General features: G+C 39.9%; 21 protein-coding genes. 18 read left to right on the top strand and 3 right to left on the bottom strand.

From position 1 onward, the window contains the following. Positions 1-46: 46 nt before the first annotated feature. Positions 47-919 carry a YitT family protein gene (locus A6754_RS09380; RefSeq protein ID WP_066444219.1) on the bottom strand — a complete coding sequence of 291 codons (873 nt, stop codon included), beginning with the start codon at positions 917-919 and terminating at the stop codon, positions 47-49. 166 nt (positions 920-1,085) lie between these two features. Here A6754_RS09380 and A6754_RS09385 point away from each other — a divergent pair, with 166 nt between their 5' ends. The 18 genes from A6754_RS09385 to A6754_RS09470 all read left to right on the top strand — a co-directional run bounded on the left by A6754_RS09385 (position 1,086) and on the right by A6754_RS09470 (position 17,915). Continuing rightward, the gene (locus tag A6754_RS09385; RefSeq protein ID WP_066444221.1) at positions 1,086-1,427 is read left to right on the top strand and encodes a nucleotide pyrophosphohydrolase; all 342 of its coding nucleotides are present in this window, start codon (positions 1,086-1,088) and stop codon (positions 1,425-1,427) included. 1 nt (position 1,428) lies between these two features. After that, the gene (gene dapB / locus A6754_RS09390; RefSeq protein WP_066444223.1) at positions 1,429-2,229 is read left to right on the top strand and encodes a 4-hydroxy-tetrahydrodipicolinate reductase; all 801 of its coding nucleotides are present in this window, start codon (positions 1,429-1,431) and stop codon (positions 2,227-2,229) included. 13 nt (positions 2,230-2,242) lie between these two features. Further along, positions 2,243-2,653 (top strand): methylglyoxal synthase, encoded by a 411-nt coding sequence (locus tag A6754_RS09395; protein ID WP_066444231.1) that lies wholly within the window; start codon positions 2,243-2,245, stop codon positions 2,651-2,653. A 1-nt stretch (position 2,654) separates the two neighbouring features. Beyond that, a complete protein-coding gene (gene bshB1 / locus A6754_RS09400; protein ID WP_066444234.1) occupies positions 2,655-3,359 on the top strand; it encodes a bacillithiol biosynthesis deacetylase BshB1 in 705 nt (234 codons plus the stop codon). 1 nt (position 3,360) lies between these two features. Beyond that, positions 3,361-4,509, top strand: a complete 1,149-nt coding sequence (gene bshA / locus A6754_RS09405; protein ID WP_066444236.1) for an N-acetyl-alpha-D-glucosaminyl L-malate synthase BshA — start codon at positions 3,361-3,363, stop codon at positions 4,507-4,509. Continuing rightward, complete coding sequence (locus A6754_RS09410; RefSeq protein ID WP_066444239.1) at positions 4,499-5,704, top strand: CCA tRNA nucleotidyltransferase; 1,206 nt, start codon at positions 4,499-4,501, stop codon at positions 5,702-5,704. The genes bshA and A6754_RS09410 overlap by 11 nt, the downstream gene beginning before the upstream one ends. Then, positions 5,683-6,657 carry a biotin--[acetyl-CoA-carboxylase] ligase gene (locus tag A6754_RS09415; RefSeq protein ID WP_066444245.1) on the top strand — a complete coding sequence of 325 codons (975 nt, stop codon included), beginning with the start codon at positions 5,683-5,685 and terminating at the stop codon, positions 6,655-6,657. The genes A6754_RS09410 and A6754_RS09415 overlap by 22 nt, the downstream gene beginning before the upstream one ends. A 457-nt stretch (positions 6,658-7,114) precedes the next feature. Further along, entirely contained in the window at positions 7,115-7,951 is an 837-nt protein-coding gene (panB, locus tag A6754_RS09420) for a 3-methyl-2-oxobutanoate hydroxymethyltransferase (protein ID WP_066444248.1), read from the top strand. Beyond that, positions 7,948-8,793, top strand: a complete 846-nt coding sequence (panC, locus tag A6754_RS09425; RefSeq protein WP_066444250.1) for a pantoate--beta-alanine ligase — start codon at positions 7,948-7,950, stop codon at positions 8,791-8,793. The genes panB and panC overlap by 4 nt, the downstream gene beginning before the upstream one ends. A gap of 12 nt (positions 8,794-8,805) precedes the next feature. Further along, a complete protein-coding gene (gene panD / locus A6754_RS09430; RefSeq protein ID WP_066444252.1) occupies positions 8,806-9,189 on the top strand; it encodes an aspartate 1-decarboxylase in 384 nt (127 codons plus the stop codon). Between the two features lie 239 nt (positions 9,190-9,428). Continuing rightward, the gene (gene dinG, locus A6754_RS09435; protein ID WP_066444254.1) at positions 9,429-12,233 is read left to right on the top strand and encodes an ATP-dependent DNA helicase DinG; all 2,805 of its coding nucleotides are present in this window, start codon (positions 9,429-9,431) and stop codon (positions 12,231-12,233) included. Between the two features lie 262 nt (positions 12,234-12,495). Further along, complete coding sequence (locus A6754_RS09440) at positions 12,496-12,666, top strand: YpmA family protein (RefSeq protein WP_066444257.1); 171 nt, start codon at positions 12,496-12,498, stop codon at positions 12,664-12,666. Then, a complete protein-coding gene (locus A6754_RS09445; protein WP_066444261.1) occupies positions 12,666-13,142 on the top strand; it encodes a cell wall elongation regulator TseB-like domain-containing protein in 477 nt (158 codons plus the stop codon). Before A6754_RS09440 ends, A6754_RS09445 begins: the two co-directional genes overlap by 1 nt. A 20-nt stretch (positions 13,143-13,162) precedes the next feature. Continuing rightward, the gene (locus tag A6754_RS09450) at positions 13,163-14,362 is read left to right on the top strand and encodes a pyridoxal phosphate-dependent aminotransferase (RefSeq protein ID WP_066444264.1); all 1,200 of its coding nucleotides are present in this window, start codon (positions 13,163-13,165) and stop codon (positions 14,360-14,362) included. 222 nt (positions 14,363-14,584) lie between these two features. After that, positions 14,585-15,877 (top strand): asparagine--tRNA ligase, encoded by a 1,293-nt coding sequence (gene asnS, locus A6754_RS09455; protein ID WP_156495855.1) that lies wholly within the window; start codon positions 14,585-14,587, stop codon positions 15,875-15,877. Between the two features lie 134 nt (positions 15,878-16,011). Continuing rightward, positions 16,012-16,719: a DnaD domain-containing protein gene (locus tag A6754_RS09460; protein ID WP_066444269.1), complete on the top strand. Its 708-nt coding sequence runs from the start codon at positions 16,012-16,014 to the stop codon at positions 16,717-16,719. Positions 16,720-16,747: 28 nt separating this feature from the next. Next, positions 16,748-17,407, top strand: a complete 660-nt coding sequence (nth, locus tag A6754_RS09465; protein ID WP_066444271.1) for an endonuclease III — start codon at positions 16,748-16,750, stop codon at positions 17,405-17,407. Further along, positions 17,400-17,915: a YpoC family protein gene (locus tag A6754_RS09470; protein ID WP_156495739.1), complete on the top strand. Its 516-nt coding sequence runs from the start codon at positions 17,400-17,402 to the stop codon at positions 17,913-17,915. Before nth ends, A6754_RS09470 begins: the two co-directional genes overlap by 8 nt. An 80-nt stretch (positions 17,916-17,995) precedes the next feature. On the opposite strand, the gene A6754_RS09475 is transcribed toward A6754_RS09470, so the two are convergent. Both A6754_RS09475 and recU read right to left on the bottom strand, forming a co-directional pair. Beyond that, a complete protein-coding gene (locus tag A6754_RS09475; protein ID WP_066444281.1) occupies positions 17,996-20,665 on the bottom strand; it encodes a penicillin-binding protein 1A in 2,670 nt (889 codons plus the stop codon). Positions 20,666-20,793: 128 nt separating this feature from the next. After that, complete coding sequence (recU, locus tag A6754_RS09480; protein WP_066444284.1) at positions 20,794-21,408, bottom strand: Holliday junction resolvase RecU; 615 nt, start codon at positions 21,406-21,408, stop codon at positions 20,794-20,796. Positions 21,409-21,479 lie beyond the last annotated feature (71 nt).

Consider the following 21,479-nt stretch of genomic DNA (forward strand, 5'->3'; position numbering starts at 1 on the left):
ACCAGGTCGGTGATGGCCTGGTATTTTTGTAGTGTGTAATTCTATTTTATCTTTCAATCGGCTTCTTGTTTTCATCCAATGTAAATCCTTCGCCAAGCACATCATGCACAACAGTGACCGAAACAAAAGCGTGCGGATCAACTGACGTAATTACGCTTTTCAGTTTGACGATTTCATTGCGGGCAACAACACAGTATAATACTTCTTTATCCTTCTTTGTATAAGGTCCATAGCCTCGTAATATGGTCGCTCCACGATCCATTTCTTTCATAATCTTCTCTGCGATTTGACCGGTGTTTTCAGAAATGATCATCGCCCCTCTTGCGGCATATGCACCTTCCTGCATAAAATCAATCACTCGTGCGCCTATAAAGACTGCTACAAGTGTATACATGGCTTCTTGATATGTTAAATAGAATATTAATGACAGTGCGATAACAACAGCGTCAAACATAAACATCGCTTTTCCCATACTGATGCCTGCATATTTATTGGCAAGTCTTGCAATAATATCAACTCCGCCCGTTGTCCCTCCATAGCGAAAAATGATTCCAAGGCCAACCCCAATAAAAACACCTGCAAAGAGGGCAGCTAAGGTAAGATCATCTTTAAGCGGCATATTAATCTGATAGCGCTGAAATATCCATAGAAAAACGGAAACACTAAAAGTTCCAATTATGGTATAGAGAAATACACTTCGCCCAAGAAGCTTCCAGCCAATAAAAAACAGCGGAATATTCAAGATTAAATTGGTATAGGATGGATCCCATTCCCACAGGAAATATAAGAGAAGCGTGATTCCTGTAAAACCGCCTTCTGCTAAATTGTTTTGCATATTAAAATGAACAATCCCAAAGGAAAAGATTGCAGAACCCAATAAAATAAAGAATATGTTTTTAAGTTTCAAACCAAATACCATAAAACCCCTCCACTTCCTTATTTAGCTCACATTATTATATAGGATAGAAATTGGAAGAGCAACATCGTGCCGATCAGCAGAAAAACGTCAAAAATGTTTGTAAAACTTGGAGTATTTAGCTAACATGAAAGGGTGCAGTCACATATCAGTTTGGTGGTGAAAACAAATGAATAAACATAAAACAATGAATGAGCTTCAAAAAGAAGTAGATACGTACATAAGTCAGTTTAAAGAAGGCTATTTCAGTCCGCTTGCCATGACGGCAAGATTAACAGAAGAGCTGGGAGAGCTGGCAAGAGAAATTAATCATCATTATGGAGAAAAGCCAAAAAAGAATAGTGAAGATGAAAAAGCGATAGAAGAGGAAATGGGAGATGTCCTTTTTGTCCTCATTTGCATGGCAAACTCCTTACATATTGATTTGCAGGATGCTCACGACAGAGTGATGCATAAATTTAATACGCGGGATAAAGACCGCTGGACAAGAATTGAAGAAGGAGAACAATAAGATGACAAATTTAAAGATTGCTATTGCAGGTCCGCGCGGCCGAATGGGAAGAGAAGCTGTCCTGCTTGTACAAGAAATAGAAGGATATGAACTTGCAGCTGTTTTAGATCACAAAAACGGGGGAGGTTTATTAAGCGATTTTGATGGCTTTGCAGGGATAGATGTTCCAGTGTATTCAGATGTACAATTGCTGATGCAAGAGGTGCATCCGGATGTCTTGATTGATTTAACAACTCCTGAAGTGGGGATGCTGCATACAAAAACAGCACTTGAGCATGGCGTCAGACCTGTAGTAGGTACGACTGGCTTTACAAAAGAACAGCTACAGGAACTGGAAGAACTATGTCATGATAAAGGCATTGGCTGTATTATCGCTCCTAATTTCGCTTTAGGTGCTGTTCTAATGATGAAATTCTCGCAAATGGCAGGCAGATATTTTCAGGATGTTGAGATCATTGAATTGCACCATGATCAGAAGCTTGATGCTCCATCTGGAACAGCCGTAAAAACGGCAGAGATGATTGCAGAAGTAAGGGAAACAAAACAGCAGGGTCATCCAGAAGAAAAAGAGACTATTAAAGGTGCCAGAGGAGCGAATTATGATGGCATGCATATTCACTCTGTCCGCCTTCCTGGGTTAATTGCTCATCAGCAGGTTATGTTTGGTGCAGACGGGCAAACATTAACGATTAGACATGATTCATATAATAGGGCATCCTTTATGTCAGGTGTAAAGCTTGCGGTCGATACGGTTGTGAAAATAGATACGCTTGTATACGGATTAGAAAATATTATTGAATAAGGTGGGGGATAAGATGAATATTGCATTAATCGCACATGATAAAAAGAAAGATGATATGATGCGTTTTGCGACTGCATATAAGGGGAGCTTGTCGGGTCATAATTTGTTCGCAACCGGTACAACTGGGCAGCGGATCATGGATGAGACAGGACTGCAGGTTCATCGTTTTCAATCAGGCCCGCTTGGCGGAGATCAGGAAATTGGGGCAATGATCGCTAATAACAAAATGGATATGGTGCTATTCTTCCGAGATCCTTTAACAGCGCAGCCGCATGAACCTGACGTAACGGCATTGCTTCGTTTATGTGATGTTTATGCTGTGCCGCTTGCTACGAATATGGGAACTGCTGAGATGCTCATCAAAGGTCTGGATAGAGGAGATTTAGCTTGGCGCTCGGTTGCAAACGGAGAAAAAGGTGAATAAAATGGAAGACCACCACATTGATTTATTAGCATTTGGCGCCCATGCAGATGATGTTGAAATTGGGATGGGTGCTACAATCGCTAAATACACCAAGCAGGGCAAAAAAGTTGTTATTTGTGATTTAACTAAAGCTGAATTATCTTCTAATGGAACTGTTGAAATAAGAAATAGGGAAGCGAAGGAAGCTGCAGAGATCCTTGGCGTTACCGTTCGGGAAACACTTGATCTTCCCGACCGCGGCTTATTTTTATCAGCTTCTTATATCAAAGCAGCGGCAGAAATGATTCGCAAATACAAACCGCAGATTGTTTTTGCTCCATATTGGGAGGATCGTCATCCTGATCATGGCAATTGCGCACGATTAGTAGAAGAAGCCGTTTTTTCTGCTGGCATCAAAAAATATCCTGCGGCTGGTGAAGCCCATAAAGTGAAAAATACATACTATTATCTCATCAATAGCACAGCAAAACCTGATTTTCTCATTGATATATCAGAGTATATGGAACAGAAAAATGCCAGTTTAAATGCTTATAAAAGTCAATTTGTAAAAGATGAACATACGGTAGATACTCCGCTTGTAAACGGGTATATAGAGATGATTCAGGCGCGCGAAAAGTTACATGGAACACAAGCCGGAGTGTTATATGCAGAAGGCTTTAAGTCCAAAAATGCGCTTGTCATCAATTCAGATTTATTTGGAGAATAACATGAAAAAATTAAAAATTGGCATTACTTGCTATCCGACAGTTGGCGGATCGGGGGTAGTCGCGACTGAGCTCGGAAAAATGCTGGCTGAAAAAGGTCATGAAATCCATTTTATTTCCTCGAGCCTGCCATTTCGTTTGAAGAAAATGTATCATAATATTTTTTATCATCAAGTAGAAGTAAATCAATATTCTGTATTTCAGTATGCACCATACGATATTGCTCTCGCCAGCAAGATGGCTGAGGTTATTAAACGGGAAGACCTTGATTTATTGCATGTTCACTATGCAATCCCTCATGCCGTTTGTGCCATTTTAGCAAAGCAAATGAGCGGACGGGATGTTAAAATTGTCACGACCCTCCATGGAACAGACATTACCGTGCTTGGCTATGACCCGTCGCTGACCGATGCAATAAAATTTGGCATTGAGAAATCTGACGCTGTAACAGCCGTATCAAATGCGCTGATTGCACAAACATATGATTTAATTAAACCAGATAAACCGATTGAAGCAGTCTATAACTTTATTGATGAACGGGTGTATAAAAAAGTAGAAGCTTCACACCTTCGCAAAGAACTAGGAATAGATGTCAACGAAAAAGCGGTCATCCATGTTTCTAATTTCCGTGCAGTCAAAAGAGTGCCGGATGTTATTCATGCTTTCTCCAAGATTACTGAAAAGATTCCAGCGAAGCTTTTGCTTGTTGGAGATGGACCAGAAATGACAACTATTTGTAAGTTAGTAAAGAAACTTGAGCTGACAGATAAGGTCATCTTCTTAGGGAAACAGGATAATGTAGAAGATTTGTATTCAATCAGCGACTTAATGCTCCTATTATCAGAAAAAGAAAGCTTCGGATTAGTAGCACTAGAAGCTATGGCTTGCGGAGTTCCTTGTATTGTGACCAATATTGGCGGATTGCCGGAAGTGATTGCTGACGAAAAAACTGGTTTTATTTGTGAACTTGGTGATATTGCTGCTGTGGCAGGAAGAGCGATTGAGCTTTTAAGCAATTCAGAAAAACAGGCTGAATTTGCTCATAATGCAATTGCACATGTGCAGAAAAATTTTAGTGCAGACATGATTGTAAAACAATATGAACATATTTATGAAACCTTGCTAACTGGGGATGAGAAAAATGAATCCTGAGTTTCAAAAGGCAATCCCTTTATTATTAAAAATAGAGGAAGCCGGTTTTGAAGCCTACTTTGTTGGCGGCTCGGTCAGAGATGATATTCTCGGCAAAAGAATAGCCGATGTTGACATTGCCACATCAGCAAAGCCGGAAGAGATCAAAGCTATTTTTCACAAAACCATTGATATTGGCCTTGAACATGGAACCGTTGCTGTTTTACATGAAGGTGTACCCTATGAAATAACGACTTTCCGTGCAGAGGCTGAATATAAAGACTTTAGAAGACCGTCAGAGGTTTATTTTATCCGCAGTCTTAATGAGGATTTAAGCAGGCGCGATTTTACCATGAATGCCATTGCCATGAATGCGAATGGGAAATTAATTGATCCTTTTCATGGAGTTGACGATATCCGCCTGAAAGTGATTCAAACCGTAGGCAAAGCGGAAGACCGTTTTAAAGAAGATGCCTTACGCATGATGAGGGCTGTCCGTTTTCATAGCCAGCTTTCTTTTAGCATAAGCGAGGATACGATGAATGCTCTAATAAGAAATGCTCATCTGCTGGAGCATATTGCTGTAGAGAGAAAACTTGCTGAATTTGAAAAGCTCCTCTCTGGAGTGAATATCAATGGCGGCATTAGAGTGTTAGCTGAGAGCGGGTTGTATCATTATTTGCCGGGATTGCTGCCATATAATCAGCAGTTAATTCATTTTGCAGAGATCGAGAAGGCGGCTTTAAATATAGAAGAAAGATGGGCATTGCTGGTGCACATTCTTAAAAAGGATGTCCGGGAAGCACAATCGTTTTTAAAAAGCTGGCGGCTGCCGGGCAAAAGAATTAAAACCATCATAGCGATACAAAATGGGCTCGATTTACGTCTGCAATCAGTATGGCAGCCGTTAAATCTGTATCATTGCGGCTATGATACTGCGATTAGCGTAGAAAAAATCGTTAATATCATGAATCGCAGACCAGCAAACGCACATTTAGAAGATGTTGCTGATCAATATCAGGATTTGCCGATTAAAAGCAAAAATGAAATTCCGGTAACTGGAACTGATTTGATGCAGTGGCTAAACAGGCAGGCAGGAGCATGGATTAAAACGGACTTGCAAAGCATTGAAGAAGCCATTATTCTAAAAAAACTGCCTAATGACAAGGAATCGATAAAGGAGTGGCTTATAAAATGCAATCAGAGCTCCGAATGAAAATGCTTGATGCTTTTACGAAAAGCGGAGATGAGTTTGTATCCGGCCAGCATTTGGCCGATGTGCTTAATTGCTCAAGAACAGCAGTGTGGAAGCACATTGAAGAATTAAGAAAAGAAGGATTTATTCTTGAGGCAGTTAAACGAAAAGGATACCGCATTATAAAAGCTCCAGAACATATTGGAGTGGATGAGATCAGGTTTGGTCTTCAGACAGACAAGCTTGGGAAGAATATTCATTATGAGGAAAGTGTCGGCTCTACCCAAAAAATCGCATCACGCCTTGTTTTAGAAGGCGCACCGGAAGGCACAATTGTTATCGCTGAGGAGCAGGTAGCTGGAAGAGGCAGAATGGACCGGAGCTGGCATTCTCCAAAATATACGGGGATTTGGATGAGTGTGATATTACGCCCGAATATTCCCCCTCAAAAGGCTCCACAGCTAACGCTAATTACTGCAGTTGCCGTTGTACAGGCAATGGAGGAGGCTGGCCTTCATCCAGCCATCAAATGGCCAAATGATATTCTGCTGAATGGAAAGAAAGCAACAGGCATTTTAACTGAGCTACAGGCTGATGCAGACCGAATTCAGGCTGTGATCATTGGGATCGGCATAAATGTGAATCAGAAACATGAAGATTATCCAGAGGAGCTTCAGTCTATTGCTACATCAATGAGCATTGAAGCAGGCAAACCACTTGATCGTGCCCAGATTCTTCAGCATGTTCTATACCACCTTGAAAAACTGTATCTGCTCTATTTGGATAAGGGTTTTCAACCGATTAAGCTGCTATGGGAAAGCTATGCCATCACAATAGGCAAAAAAATTACCGCCCGATCCATTAGTGAAACCATCCATGGTAAAGCGTTAGGCATTACCGAAGATGGAGTCCTTTTAATCGAAGACGAATCCGGAAAACAGCATCACATCTATTCGGCTGATATAGAATTATAAAGAGACACTGGGAAATAAGTATTTAACACGATGATAGAAGCGAATGGTTAGGTTTTTAAATCATTCGCTTTTTTTATTTGTTATTTAACAACATGAGTGAAATGGAACGGACCTGTTTATTGTCCTGCTGCAGCAAAATAAAATTCTAGCCAAAGCTTTTACATATTGCTATACTTTTGATGGGCAGTATCCATGCTGAACTGCACCCTTTTTAAGTTCAAAAGTAGGCTTGTTTCATACTATGAATTCATTGTGTAATGGATAAGCTATGAACAAGATCCTATGTGAAAATAGTTCTGCCTAGATCCAATATGGACCGGGACAGAGGGATGAGACACATTAATGAGTTCGTCATGTACAATCCTTCTGCTTTAAGCTGAAGGATTTTATTATTTTCGTCACTTTATCTCATTACAGTCAATCAATCGCCTCTTCCCCAAATCGAGGAGGATACAGAATGAAAACAAGTACAGATTTTCTGAAAATGAAGGAGTCAGAAGAAAAGATTGTAATGCTGACAGCTTACGACTACCCTTCCGCAAAACAAGCTGAACATGCTGAAGTGGATATGATTCTTGTAGGAGATTCATTAGGAATGGTTGTTTTAGGTTACGATTCAACCGTACCAGTCACAATGGCAGATATGATTCATCACGGAAAAGCTGTTAAACGAGGTGCACCAAACACGTTTATTGTGATTGATATGCCTTTCATGAGCTATCATTTATCCGTAAAAGACACACTGTTAAATGCAGCAAGCCTTATCCAGGAAACTGGAGCACAAGCTGTTAAAGTAGAGGGCGGCGATGATGTTATCACCCATATAAAAGCTTTAACAAAAGCAGGCGTGCCTGTTATGGCCCATCTTGGCTTAACACCACAATCAGTAGGTGTGCTGGGTGGCTATAAAGTTCAGGGCAAAAACGCCGGGGCTGCTCGAAAGTTGATCGATGATGCTAAAAAATGTGAAGAGGCTGGCGCTTTTGCAGTCGTACTTGAATGTGTTCCGAAACAGCTAACAGATGAGATTGTTAAACAGATCGGTATTCCCGCAATCGGAATCGGTGCTGGTGCCGGAGCAGATGGACAAGTGCTTGTTTATCACGATATTTTAACCTATGGAGTCGACCGGGTTCCGAAATTCGTTAAGCAGTATGCAAATAGCGGTGAAATGATGGAGAACGCTATTCGAGCGTATAAAGACGAAGTAAAAGGTAAGCTGTTCCCGAAAGATGAGCACTCCTTTACGATGAAAGATCAGGAGCTATCAGGTTTATATGGAGGAAAAGCATGAAAGTCATCAGAAGTGTAAAAGAAATGCAAAATACAATGCTGGAACAGAAGCGCTCAGGTAAGTCTATTGGTTTCGTGCCGACAATGGGCTATCTGCATGAAGGTCACTTAACGCTTATCAAACAAGCACGGAGGGAAAACGATATAGTTGCGGTCAGTATCTTTGTTAACCCGCTTCAATTTGGGGCTAACGAAGATTTGAGCACCTATCCCCGCAATTTTGAGCGTGACAGCCAGCTGGCGGAAGAAAGTGGAGCGGACTACTTATTTTGTCCTGAAGCTTCTGAAATGTATCCAAGACCATTGGCCGTTAAAGTAACTGTTGAGGACAGAACCGACGTATTATGCGGCCGTTCCCGCCCTGGACATTTTGATGGAGTTGCAGCCGTTCTATTAAAATTATTTAATATAGTTATTCCAAATTTTGCCTATTTTGGTATGAAGGATGCACAGCAGGTCGCGGTAATTGATATGCTAATAACGGACTACAATATTCCAGTCACTCTCAAGACGGTTGAAACGGTCAGAGAAAGTGATGGTCTGGCAAAAAGTTCCCGGAATGTTTATTTACAGCCAAACGAGAGAGAAGAAGCTGTGATTTTAAACAAATCCCTTAATGAAGCAAGAGAGGGAATCATTAACGGTGAAAGAGACCCTGAAAAGGTGTTATCATTCATGAAGGAACGAATTGAGCAAAATAGCAGCGGCACCATTGATTATATTGAACTATACAGCTACCCGGAATTGAAACCAGTAAAAGAAATCAAAGGAACGATTATTATTGCGTTAGCCGTGAAATTCACAAAGGCACGCTTAATTGACAATACAATCATATCCATCTAAGGGGGAATCCTCATGTTCCGCACAATGATGAACGGAAAAATCCATCGCGCAACCGTGACAGAGGCAAACTTAAATTATGTGGGAAGCATTACAATCGACAGTGATATTTTAGATGCAGTTGGCATGCTCCCTAATGAAAAAGTACAAATTGTTAATAATAATAACGGAGCAAGATTTGAAACATATATTATTCCTGGTGAAAGAGGAAGCGGCGTAATCTGTGTAAACGGAGCTGCCGCTAGACTTGTTCATGAAGGCGACATTGTAATCATCATTTCTTATGCTTTTGTTGCAGAAGAAAAACTGGCAGATCACCAGCCTAAAGTGGCAATCATGGGAGAAAATAATGTGATCAAGCAGCTGCTGCATGCGGAGCCAGCGAGCACTGTAATGTAAAGGATGATGCTTGAAATGGGCACATGCAACCCAATATAATAAGCTTGTGATCGTAAAGATCAATTGCAAACAAGGCTGAAGGGAAATTCTCCGCTTCAGCCTTTGCTACACCTATGGATAGATAACAAACGATTTAATGCTGAATAGCAAGATTGCCAATTAGGTGGTAGTAGCTAAACCTTTTTCTTTTTACTTTTTTATGTTACCGTTCTAATGACAGAACGTCCGAGGTGTAAGAGATGAGTAATAAATATGTTGTCGTTGATTTAGAAACGACAGGAAATGCCCCCAAAAAAGGGGATAAAATAATTCAATTTGCAGCAGTTGTCATAGAAGACGGGAAAATAACCAAAGAGTATTCCTCACTTGTAAATCCAAATCAGCCTATTCCTCCGTTTATTGAGGAACTGACTGGGTTAACAGATCAAATGGTGAAGACAGCTCCATTTTTCTCGGAAATCGCCGAAGAGATAAATGATTTATTAGAAGATGCCTATTTTGTCGCTCATAATGTGCTCTTTGATTTATCTTTTTTACAGGAAGAACTGATCAATGCTGGTTATATCGGCTTTTATGGTCCGGTCTTAGATACCGTAGAACTGGCTAGAATTCTGCTTCCTTCAGCAGACAGCTATAAGCTTTCCGAACTATCACAAAGCATCGGAATTATTCACGACCGGCCGCATCAGGCGGATAGTGATTCATACGCTACAGCAGAGCTGTTATTGCTGTTATTAGATAAACTGGAAAAGCTGCCCAAAGAAACGGTAAAGCAGCTATTTAGACTATCAGGCGGCTTGAAAAGTGACCTATATACTTTACTAGAAGAGCTTCTGCAGCACAAAGAAACACAGCTTGAAGAAACTCCTCCTATGCTTGAGATATTTAGGGGAATTGCGATTTGCAAGCAAGAAGATAGTGAAGTAACTAGTAATCATGTGAGCGAACTAGATGAAACTTTTGAGCAATTGAATAAAGAGTTTGTGTTAAATAAAGGGTTTGAAAGATACGAGAAAAGAGAAGGACAATTAACCATGATGAACAGTGTTAATCATGCATTGCGTTCATCAAAGCATGCCCTTATTGAAGCCGGTACAGGTGTCGGCAAATCAATCGCTTATCTGCTGCCAGCCGTTTATTATGGAAGAGAAACACAAAAACCTATTATTATCAGTACATATACAACACAGCTTCAAGATCAGCTGCTTACAAATGATATTCCAAAATTGAATAAAATGCTTCCTTTTCAGGTGAATGCAGCGTTAATAAAAGGTCGTGGCCATTATATTTCAATGGAAAAATTTGAGCACACACTTAAAGAAAGAGAAGATAATTACGATACAGCATTAACAAAAATGCAAATCTTAGTGTGGCTGACGGAAACGAAATCGGGAGATGTTGATGAATTAAATTTATCGAGCGGCGGTTCACTTTTCTGGAATCGAATTAAAAACGATCTTAATGTTTTTATTGAAACGAAAGAGTGGAAATCACGGGACTTTTACAGCAGTGCAAAAAAAAGGGCAAATGGTGCCAGTGTCATTATCACCAACCATTCCTTATTGCTGTCGGATATAACAGCAGAAAAAGCAATGCTCCCTAAATATCAGCATGTCGTGGTAGATGAAGCACATCATTTTGTTAAGGCTGCAGGAAAGCACCTTGGAAAACGTTTTGATTATCTGACGATTCGCATCCTGCTCAGCCAGATTGGCTTGCTGGAACAGAATCAGCTTTTAAATAAACTGGAAAAGCTATTATCTAAACAGTCCAATCATACCGTTAAGACCATTCATGCTTTTGAATTCAGCCGTCTAATGACTGCTCTGACTGAAAGTATGGATGAATTGTTTAAGATGATTGGAATCTATGCGAAAAGACACAGTAGTGTTAAAAGTCATCAAAACAGAATAAAGGTACTATTTGAAGATGCTGGCCATAACAAAGAAAGTCAATACGTAAAAGCTAATGCAGAAAGGTTCTTATTTTCATTAAAAGATGTTCTGCATGCAGTGAACGGGACCTTAGAAAAAGCAGCTCTTTTAAAGGAGCTATTAGCACCGGAAGAAAAAATTCTGCTTGAGGAAACTGCTATGTCTGTCCTAAAACTGGAAGAAATCGCCTCAATGACACGCTCCTTATTTTTGCGGGACCAAGAGGATTCTGTTATTTGGATTGAAATGGATCAAAGAGCAGCACAAAATGCGACTTCTGTATTGGCAGAACCAATTGAGACTTCAGCACATCTAAAAGAAAGGTTCTTTGCTGTAAAGGAAAGTGTTGTTTTAACCTCAGCAACTTTAGTGGTGAACCATTCTTTTCAATATTTTCTTAATCAAATTGGGCTGACTAAGGAAGAATGTTTATTAAACCAGATTCCCTCTCCATTCCAATATAAAAAGCAAATGAAGCTTGTTGTACCGACCGATTTACCGGAAATAAATGCAGTGCCTTTAGAAGATTATGTCGCTTCAATAACGGAACATATAATCACGATTTCCGAAGCAACAAAAGGCAGAATGCTGATCCTGTTTACCTCATATGAAATGCTTAGAAAAACATATGAACTGATTAAAGAATCCGGGCTGCTTGAAGGATATGCCTTATTTGCACAAGGTATTTCTGGAGGAAGCAGAACACGGTTAACGAGAAATTTTCAGCGCTTTGAGAAATCAATTCTTTTTGGCACAAGCAGTTTTTGGGAAGGTGTCGACATTCCAGGAGATGACCTATCCTGCTTAATTATCGTGCGCCTGCCTTTTACGCCGCCTGATGAGCCGATTCACGCTGCGAAGTCAGAACATATTCGCAAGCAAGGCGGAAATTCTTTTTATGAATATGCCCTTCCGGAGGCCGTTCTGCGCTTTAAACAAGGCTTTGGCAGATTAATCCGAACAGAACATGATCGGGGATTCATACTAGTGTTTGATCGGAGAATCGTAACCACTAAATATGGAAGAGCGTTTCTCGAGTCTGTCCCTGCAATAGACGTTCAAGAAAAAAATATTAATGAAACTGTCCAATTGATTGAAAAATGGCTATGAGGGATTTTTGACTGAAATAACGATCCTAAAGCAATGGATTGCATCTGTCTGCTATACAAAGAAAAAACACTGCGCCATAGAGGCGCAGCTTGCCATTTCGTGTTTGGACTAGAAGAAATATTTTGGTTTAGGTTATTCCAGCGTTGAAGTATAGCTGTTATACTGATATAAGAAGTTTTACAACTGATTGTAATACTATTTTATCCGAAATGAACGCTGATATAAGTTACAAATATTGTAGTCACTAGGGAGGAATTCCAGTATGGAAAGTAAAATTGAAGTGCTGTCAACAGTTAAAATCCAGCAAAGTCCAGATTTGTATAAAATTGTTGACGCATTGAACAGAACCTTAAAACGTGAAAACCTAATGTTTGGGTTAGCTTTAGATAAGCAAGATGACAAAAAAGCTGTTTTCACGATCTATCGTACATAATGAAAAAGGTTATCTTAATATGTTCGGTCATTTTAGTCATTTTACTCGCATTGGGTATTAATATTTACTTAAATTCAATTGAGCCAGTAAAGGCAGCAGAAGATGAAGCTGTTAAAAGGGCTAAAGAAGACACAAATCTTGTGTCAGTATCAGACTTTGAAATATATCATGGAAATGAAACAATCTTTGTTATTGAAGGAAAGGATGAAAATGGAGACAATGTTTTTGTCTGGGTTCCGGAGAATGATGGAGAAATCCAGTTGTTAAAGCAGTCTGAGGGAATTACTGAACAAGAGGCTCAGAATATTCTTTTATCAGAAAAAGGGCAAGTGGACGTTATTTCTAGAAAGCTTGGGATGGAAAAGAATATCCCACTATGGGAAATAGCTTATAAAACTGAGGGAGATTTGCTGAATTACTTTCTAATTGATTTTGAAACAGGCAATAAAAAGTTAAAAGTTATTGAAAACTTGTAATTTTTTAGGAGGCGCGTTTAATGGATTTTGAATTGGCAAACAGAGTGAAAGCACTAACACCATCAACCACTTTAGCGATTACAGCAAAAGCAAAGGAACTAAAAGCACAGGGATTCGACGTTATTGGCCTTGGGGCAGGAGAGCCTGACTTTAATACTCCGCAGCATATCATTGATGCGGCAGCTGCTTCAATGAATGAAGGTCATACAAAGTATACGCCTGCAGCTGGGCTTCCTTTATTAAAAAAGGAAATCGCTAAGAAATTGCACAATGATCAAGGACTGCATTTTGACCCATCTGAAATTATTGTGACGAATGGAGCGAAGCATGCTTTATATACATTGTTTCAGGTTTTGTTAAATGAAGGTGACGAGGTCATCATTCCTATTCCATATTGGGTAAGCTATCCTGAGCAGGTTAAGCTTGCCGGCGGTGTTCCTGTTTACACGGAAGGATTAGAGGAGAATGAATTCAAAATAACACCAGAACAGCTGGAAGCTTCCATCACTGAAAAAACAAAAGCAGTTATTATTAATTCGCCATCCAACCCAACTGGGGTTTTATATTCGGAAGAAGAATTGAAAAAGCTTGGTGAAGTCTGTTTAAAACATAAAGTTCTAATTGTTTCAGATGAAATTTACGAAAAGCTTGTATATGGAGACCATAAGCATATTTCCATTGCACAGATTTCACCTGAGCTTAAAGAGCAGACAATCATTATCAATGGTGTTTCAAAGTCCCATTCTATGACAGGCTGGAGAATTGGATATGCTGCCGGCAATCAGTCAATCATTAAAGCAATGACAAACCTGGCAAGCCACAGCACATCCAATCCAACTACACCAGCTCAATATGGAACCATTGCAGCATATGCAGGTCCGCAGGATAAGCTTGCAGAAATGAATGCCGCTTTTGAACAGCGTTTAAATATTATCTATGAGCAGCTTGTATCCATACCGGGGTTTACATGCATTAAGCCGCAAGGAGCCTTTTACCTCTTCCCAAATGTTGCTGAGGCAGCAGCATCAGCAGGCTATCAGAATGTTGATGAATTTGTAGCAGCACTGCTGGAGGAAGCGATGGTTGCGGTTATTCCAGGTTCAGGTTTTGGATCGCCAAATAATATCCGGATTTCTTATGCAAGCTCATTAGACTTCCTTGAGCAGGCAGTATCAAGAATAAAAAACTTTGTTCTTAGCAAAATAGAACAAACTAACTGAAACCTGCTTTCTTGTCAGGCGGAAAAATTTAATGGAAAACTAACACTTATGAACCCCGCCATAAGCTACGAATGGTTTTTGGCGGGTATCTTTTATTTAAATAGCAAGGCTAAAGACAGGTAATCACAGGCTGATCTCAGCAAAGCATTGCTTGAGTGCAATGTGAAAGGTATAATATATTACGATACATAAGAGCGTTTCGTTTTGGAGGGAACATTAGTGATAAAAACAACAATTTCAGAAGTGTACAAGCACGCAGAAAAAGAGGTTAAAATTGGCGCGTGGATCGCAAACAAACGATCCAGCGGTAAAATAGCATTTCTTCAGCTTCGCGATGGATCCGGATTTATTCAAGGAGTTGTCGTAAAAGCTGATGTATCTGAGGATGTATTCCAAACAGCGAAAACTGTTACACAAGAATCATCTGTATATGTAACAGGAGTTGTTCAAAAGGATGAGCGATCTCCATTAGGATATGAATTGCTTGTAACAGGTGTTGAGGTGCTTCATCATGCAGTTGATTACCCAATTACACCTAAAGAGCACGGAACAGAATTCTTAATGGATAACCGTCACTTATGGCTGCGTTCACGCAGACAGCACGCTGTGATGAAGATACGTAATGAAATTATTCGTGCAACGTACGAATTTTTCAATGAAAATGGCTTTTCGAAGGTTGATCCGCCAATTCTAACAGGCAGTGCTCCGGAAGGAACATCTGAATTATTCGCAACAAAATATTTCGATGAAGATGCTTATCTGTCTCAAAGCGGCCAGTTATATATGGAAGCTGCAGCAATGGCATTAGGAAAGGTTTTCTCTTTTGGACCAACCTTCCGTGCGGAAAAATCAAAAACGCGCCGTCATTTAATTGAGTTCTGGATGATTGAGCCAGAGATGGCATTCACTGAATTTGACGAAAACCTTGAGGTTCAGGAACAATATGTAGCATACATTGTACAAGCTGTTCTGAAGAACTGTAAGCTTGAGTTAAAAACATTAGGACGCGACACAGAAAAGCTTGAAAAGATTACAGCACCATTCCCGCGTATAACATATGATGATGCCATTGTATTCTTGCACGAAAAAGGCTTTGATGACATTAAGTGGGGAGATGATTTCGGCGCACCACATGAAACAGCTATCGCTGAAAGCTATGATAAACCTGTTTTTATCACACATTACCCGACTTCGTTAAAACCTTTTTACATGCAGCCAGATCCAAACAGAGATGATGTTGTATTATGTGCAGATTTAATTGCTCCAGAAGGATATGGAGAGATTATCGGCGGATCTGAAAGAATTCATGACTTTGAACTGCTGAAACAGCGTTTAGAAGAGCATAACCTTGAAATGGATGCATATAAGTGGTACTTAGAGCTGCGTCAATATGGCTCAGTTCCTCATTCCGGCTTTGGTCTTGGTTTAGAGCGTACAGTAGCTTGGATCAGCGGCGTGGAGCATGTTCGTGAATCTATCCCATTCCCGCGTTTGCTGAACCGTCTATATCCATAATACAAATAGTAAAAATGAAAATCCGCCAATGCGGATTTTTCATTTTTTACAGACCTTGCTGAAAAAACTTACCTTTATTTCTAACACCCAGTATGTAATTCTTCATGATATACTAAAAGGGAGGTGTCCAATTCATGGCGAAAGAACATTTATTAAAATGGCTTCAGGAAGGTAACATAAGTGTTCCTGATGTCCTGCTTTCCAATTATAAAGACTTAAACTTAAACGAATGTGAATTAGTGTTAATTCTCCAAGTCATTTCATTTATTGAAAAAGGCAATGATTTTCCTACCCCTGTTGAGTTATCTTCAAGAATGACAATTTCCGTTTCAGAATGTACAGATCAATTGAGAAGACTCATTCAAAAGGGCTGTATTAAAATAAAAGAGGAAATAACAAGAGATGGAATCCGCTTTGAAAAATATGATATTGAACCGCTTTGGGGCAAACTGATTGATCTCTTTCTGCATAAGGAAAAAAGAGAGAGTCAGTTAAAACATCAGCAGGATGAAACAGACTTATATACATGTTTTGAAAGAGAATTTGGCCGTCCTTTGTCTCCATTTGAAATTGAGTCTTTAACATTATGGCTGGACGATGATCATCATGATCCCCATATTATTAAAGCGGCTTTAAGAGAAGCGGTGATGTCTGGAAAGCTTAATTTTAGATATATTGATCGCATATTGTTTGAATGGAAGCGCAATGGCATTAAAACCATCGAGCAGGCGAAAAGCTATGGGAAAAAATTCAGGCAAAACCAGCAGCAGGCAAGCCGCCCTGACAAAGATTCATCTTCACAGGCAAAGTCAGTGCCTTTTTATAACTGGCTTGAGCAATAACGTACAAAGAAACTAAGTGGTGAGGTTTATGTTAAATAAAACAGATATTAGATACTGTTTAGACACAATAGGTGAAATGTTTCCAGAAGCACATTGTGAACTTGTTCATGAAAACCCATTTGAACTTGTCATAGCCGTGGCTCTTTCTGCACAATGTACGGATGTGCTTGTAAATAAAGTAACGAAAAACTTATTTAAAAAATACAAAACTCCTGAGGATTATCTGCAGGTATCTTTGGAAGAGTTGCAGCAGGATATTCGTTCCATTGGTTTGTACCGCAATAAGGCGAAAAATATTCAGAAGCTATGCCGAATGTTAATTGATGAATATAATGGAACTGTGCCAAAGACAAGAGATGAGCTTGTTGAGCTTCCTGGTGTCGGCAGAAAAACAGCAAATGTAGTTATGTCTGTTGCTTTCGGAGTTCCAGCGATTGCTGTGGATACACATGTTGAAAGAGTCAGCAAAAGATTAGCTTTTTGCAGATGGAAAGACTCTGTACTTGAGGTTGAAAAAACATTAATGAGGAAAGTTCCTGAAGAAGAATGGTCTGTTACACATCACCGGCTCATTTTCTTTGGGCGCTATCATTGCAAGGCACAAAACCCCCAATGTCCAGAATGCCCATTATTAGAGATGTGCCGTGAAGGCAAAAAAAGAATGAAAGCAGCTCAAGCAAGTGGCTGATCTCATGATTGATGTTCCTCAGCATTTTTGCCACGGTTCTTTTTATAAAAAAGGCACAATGATTGCAATTAGACAAGACACTTCACCTGCAGATCTCACGGTGCCTTTTTTGGCGGACATTCTGTACTTAAAAAACTACTCTAAACTTTATCCGCCAGAGCAAGTGGACATCTATATTCCAATGATGCTAAAGCAATGGAGATCCATCAAAGAATTATTGGCTGTTAAGTTTGAAAAGCGCCAGTTTGAGGGAGCAGAGGAGCAAATGAAATACGGAATAGCATTTGCGATCCAATGGATACACTGGATGAATGGAAAGACAGTGGATTTAGGTAATATAGGTCATTTTGATGAATGGAAAATACATCCGGTTAACAGTACAGAAAGAATTCAATTTATCCTCATAAGGCCAGTGCTCTATCATTCATTTGTTCAGCTTTGTGAGTTAATAGGAGAATTGGAGAAACAATACTTTAAAATGCTGGCAGTAAAAGGGAAGAGCAAATAGCATCTTCATAACCGTGTTAGCCGAAATATAAAAAGAAAAAGCGCTCAAATTGAGCGCTTTTCTTTTTGAATAGAGGAGAGTTATTGTCCACCGCCGCTATTGCTTCCTTGCTGATTATTGGAGCCTTCATCTCCGCCGCCATCAGAGTCGCCAGAATTTTCTCCGTCTCCATCTTCATTATCAGATCCGTTTTGATCTTCGTCTTCACCGTTTCCGGATCCTTCATCACTGCCATCTTCATTGCCAGAATCATTCCCGTTACCATTTCCATTCCCGTTGCCGTTCCCGTTTCCATTGTTATTGCCATTCCCGTTACCATTTCCATTCCCATTGCCATTACCGTTTCCAGGGTTTTCACCATCATTCTCTGATCCCTGATCTTCTTCATTATCATCGGCCTGTGGAATTTCAACGCTGGCTGTGGCAGGATCACTTTGCAGGGAACCTCGTATAGCTCTTACGGTAAAGCGATAAATGGAGCCTGGTTCAATGTCTTGAAGGGTTAACGACGTGTCACTCATCGTCCCGAGCTGCTGCTCAGCTCCTTCATTTAAAGAGACTGATATATCGAACTGTACTCCGTCAAGATCATCAGGATATGACCATGCAACATTAACTTGATTGGTTTCAGGATCATACTGCGCCTGTAGTTCACTTGGTGCGTTTAGCTTTTCAAATCGATCAGATACAGCATCTGGAGCAAAACCTTTGACTGCATATTCATTTATGATTTGACTTTCCGGTGTATAGTCACTCGCAAGCTTCGCAGGATTACTTCCTTTTTCAATTTGTACTTGTTCAACGCTGCTTGGCTGTTCAAAATCAGGTGTTTCTATGCCTTCAGAGACATAACTCATTACATTGCGGAACAGCTGCTGCGCAATTCTTTGGTCATTGCCAGCTTTAATAAAGTTCTTTCTTTCAGTATATCCTGTCCAAATAGCTGCTGTGTAATTGGTTGTGTAACCAGCGAACCAGGCATCAGGTACACCGCCATTGGTTACTCCATACTCACGAATTTCTTCAGCAGTATAGTTTGTTGTCCCTGTTTTACCTGCGACAGGCAATCCGGGAACGTTTGCTTCACGGCCTGTGCCGTAAGAAGAATTGACAACACTTTTCAGCATATCGCTGATCATGAATGCCGTATAGTCTTTCATAACGACTTCAGCTTCAGGTTTTGCGTCAATCTTTGTTCCATCACGCATTTCAATTTCCTTAACAGAATATGGTTCTGTATAGAATCCATTGTTGCCAAAAGCACTATAAGCTCCTGCCATCTGCAGCGGTGAAACTTCAAAAGCACCAATCGAATACGATTCAAGCATCGTTTCAATAGGAATGCCCAGCTTATTTGCAAATTCCTTCGATTGATCAAGTCCTACTTCCTGTAATGCCTTTAAAGCAGGGATATTACGGGAGCGGGCGAGAGCTTCACGCATGGACATTGGTCCCATATGGCGATTATCCCAGTTATTTATAGCTGTGCCGCCTGAATATGTGTATGGTTCATCCACAATCGTTTGATATGTGCCCCATTGTTCGTTTTCAATGACAGGGCCATAGTCAACGATTGGTTTAAAAGTAGAACCTGCATGCCTTCTTAAATCGACAGCATAGTTAAATCCGCGTTTGACTTCCAGATTTCTTCCTCCGCCAATCGCTTTAATTTGCCCAGTTTTCGTATCAAGCAAGGTAATTCCTGCCTGAAATTCGTCATCTGGATATTGAATAACATCATTTCCATTCAGCAATCCTTCAACATGCTTCTGTGCATTTACATCCAGTGTCGTGTAAATTTTTAAGCCGTCAGAGAAAATATCTAAATCAGGATATTTGTCTTCCACTTCATCAATCACAACATCAACAAATGAATCGTAAGGCATGTCATCTGTTTCTCTTTGGTCCTCCGGTACAAGGGAGCTTTCTACCGGAATCTCCTGTGCCGCTTTCATTTCTTCTTCCGTTATAAATCCATGCTGATTCATCAGCGATAGAACGATATTGCGGCGCTGTTCAGCTCTGTCTGGATGTTTAAAAGGATTGTAATTCTCAGGACTCTGCGGCATTCCGGCCAGCATTGCCGCTTCATGGAGTTCAAGTTCATTTAATTCTTTTCCAAAATAAATCTTGGATGCAGTCAAAACACCATGGCTTCCTTGTGACATCCAAATTTTATTCACATACATTTCAAAAATTTCCTGTTTTGTATATTTGCGCTCCAGCTGGAAGGCAAGCCATGCTTCCTGTGCTTTCCTGCTGATTGTCTTTTCATTATTTAAGAATGAATTTTTAACAACCTGCTGTGTAATGGTACTTGCACCTTCTGATCCAAAGCCATCAGTAACGTTGGCAATCACAGCTCCGCCTAAGCGGATTAAGTCCATACCATTGTGTTTATAAAATCGGACATCTTCAGTCGCAAGAAATGCGTTTTCTACTAAATCAGGAATATCCTCGTAATTCACATAATCCAATTTTCCTGAACCAACTTTAGCGATTGTATTTCCTTCACTATCAAAGATTTCAGAAGGAATTGGATCCTTTAAGGCGGATTCATCAAGTGGCGGTGTATCCTTTACCATAAATGCAAAAGTAGCAGCACCAGCAATCATTCCGACAATGCCAAGAACAATTAAAGTAAGAAAAATCCTTTTAAAGATGTTTTTGGATTTCTTTTTGCCCTTGTTTTTTGGCTTGGAGGCAAGCTCTTTTCGGCGCTCCTCCCTTGATTGGAATTTCTCTGCCATATATGTTCATCCTTTCTTACAAAAGCCAAATGTACTTTATAAGAACATTCATGTATTCGTCTTATTATGGTCCTGCTCAAGTCATATGGATGTCAGAGCAAAACGATACGTCTCAGCTTTTCTTCCTATTAAAGGTTATAAATATAATCTATTATTTTAATATAGTCAATTGTTGGTTGAAAGCCAAGCGGAATGGAATGGCCTTTTTCTGCAATCTCATCTTTTCTTATGGATTTTCTCCCACCATTTACCATTCTGTCCCAAAATTCAAGCAAATAGAGTGCATCCAGCAGGAATACTTCGTTGGTTTGAGAGAAGCGAAGCAAAACAAAGCAGATGCCCCTTTGATTTAACACCTTTTTCATATGGTTAATTTGGTGCTCGTGAAAGTTTTTAAGCGGAAACGAAGTTGTATTTTGCGTTTCCTTTGCTTCAAAATCAATATATTTTCCCTTATATACGCCGTTATAATCAGTAGTTGATGCCTGTTTGAAATAGGCTTCTTTAATAACGGCTGCACTTCTGCTTGGATAATCGACCTGTACAATTTGCAGCGGTGTTGGTTTTTTATGAATGCAGGCTATACCATGTGTTAAATAGTATTCATTTGATTGATTGATATCTTCCTCCAATGTCATTCCTCTATTGCTGTAAGACCATTTTTTTTCTTTCTGAGCTGGCTGGCTTGCCGTTTTTTTCACAGCAGGCACATAACGTTTTCCATTTGGATAATGGAAGTTCATTGTAATTCACCTCACAAACTACTACCTATCATACCAAATGTACTTAAGGTTTTGGTGAATAAATAGCCCTA

This window comes from Cytobacillus gottheilii (assembly GCF_001636345.1).
In the GTDB taxonomy this organism is placed as follows: domain Bacteria; phylum Bacillota; class Bacilli; order Bacillales; family Cytobacillaceae; genus Cytobacillus; species Cytobacillus gottheilii.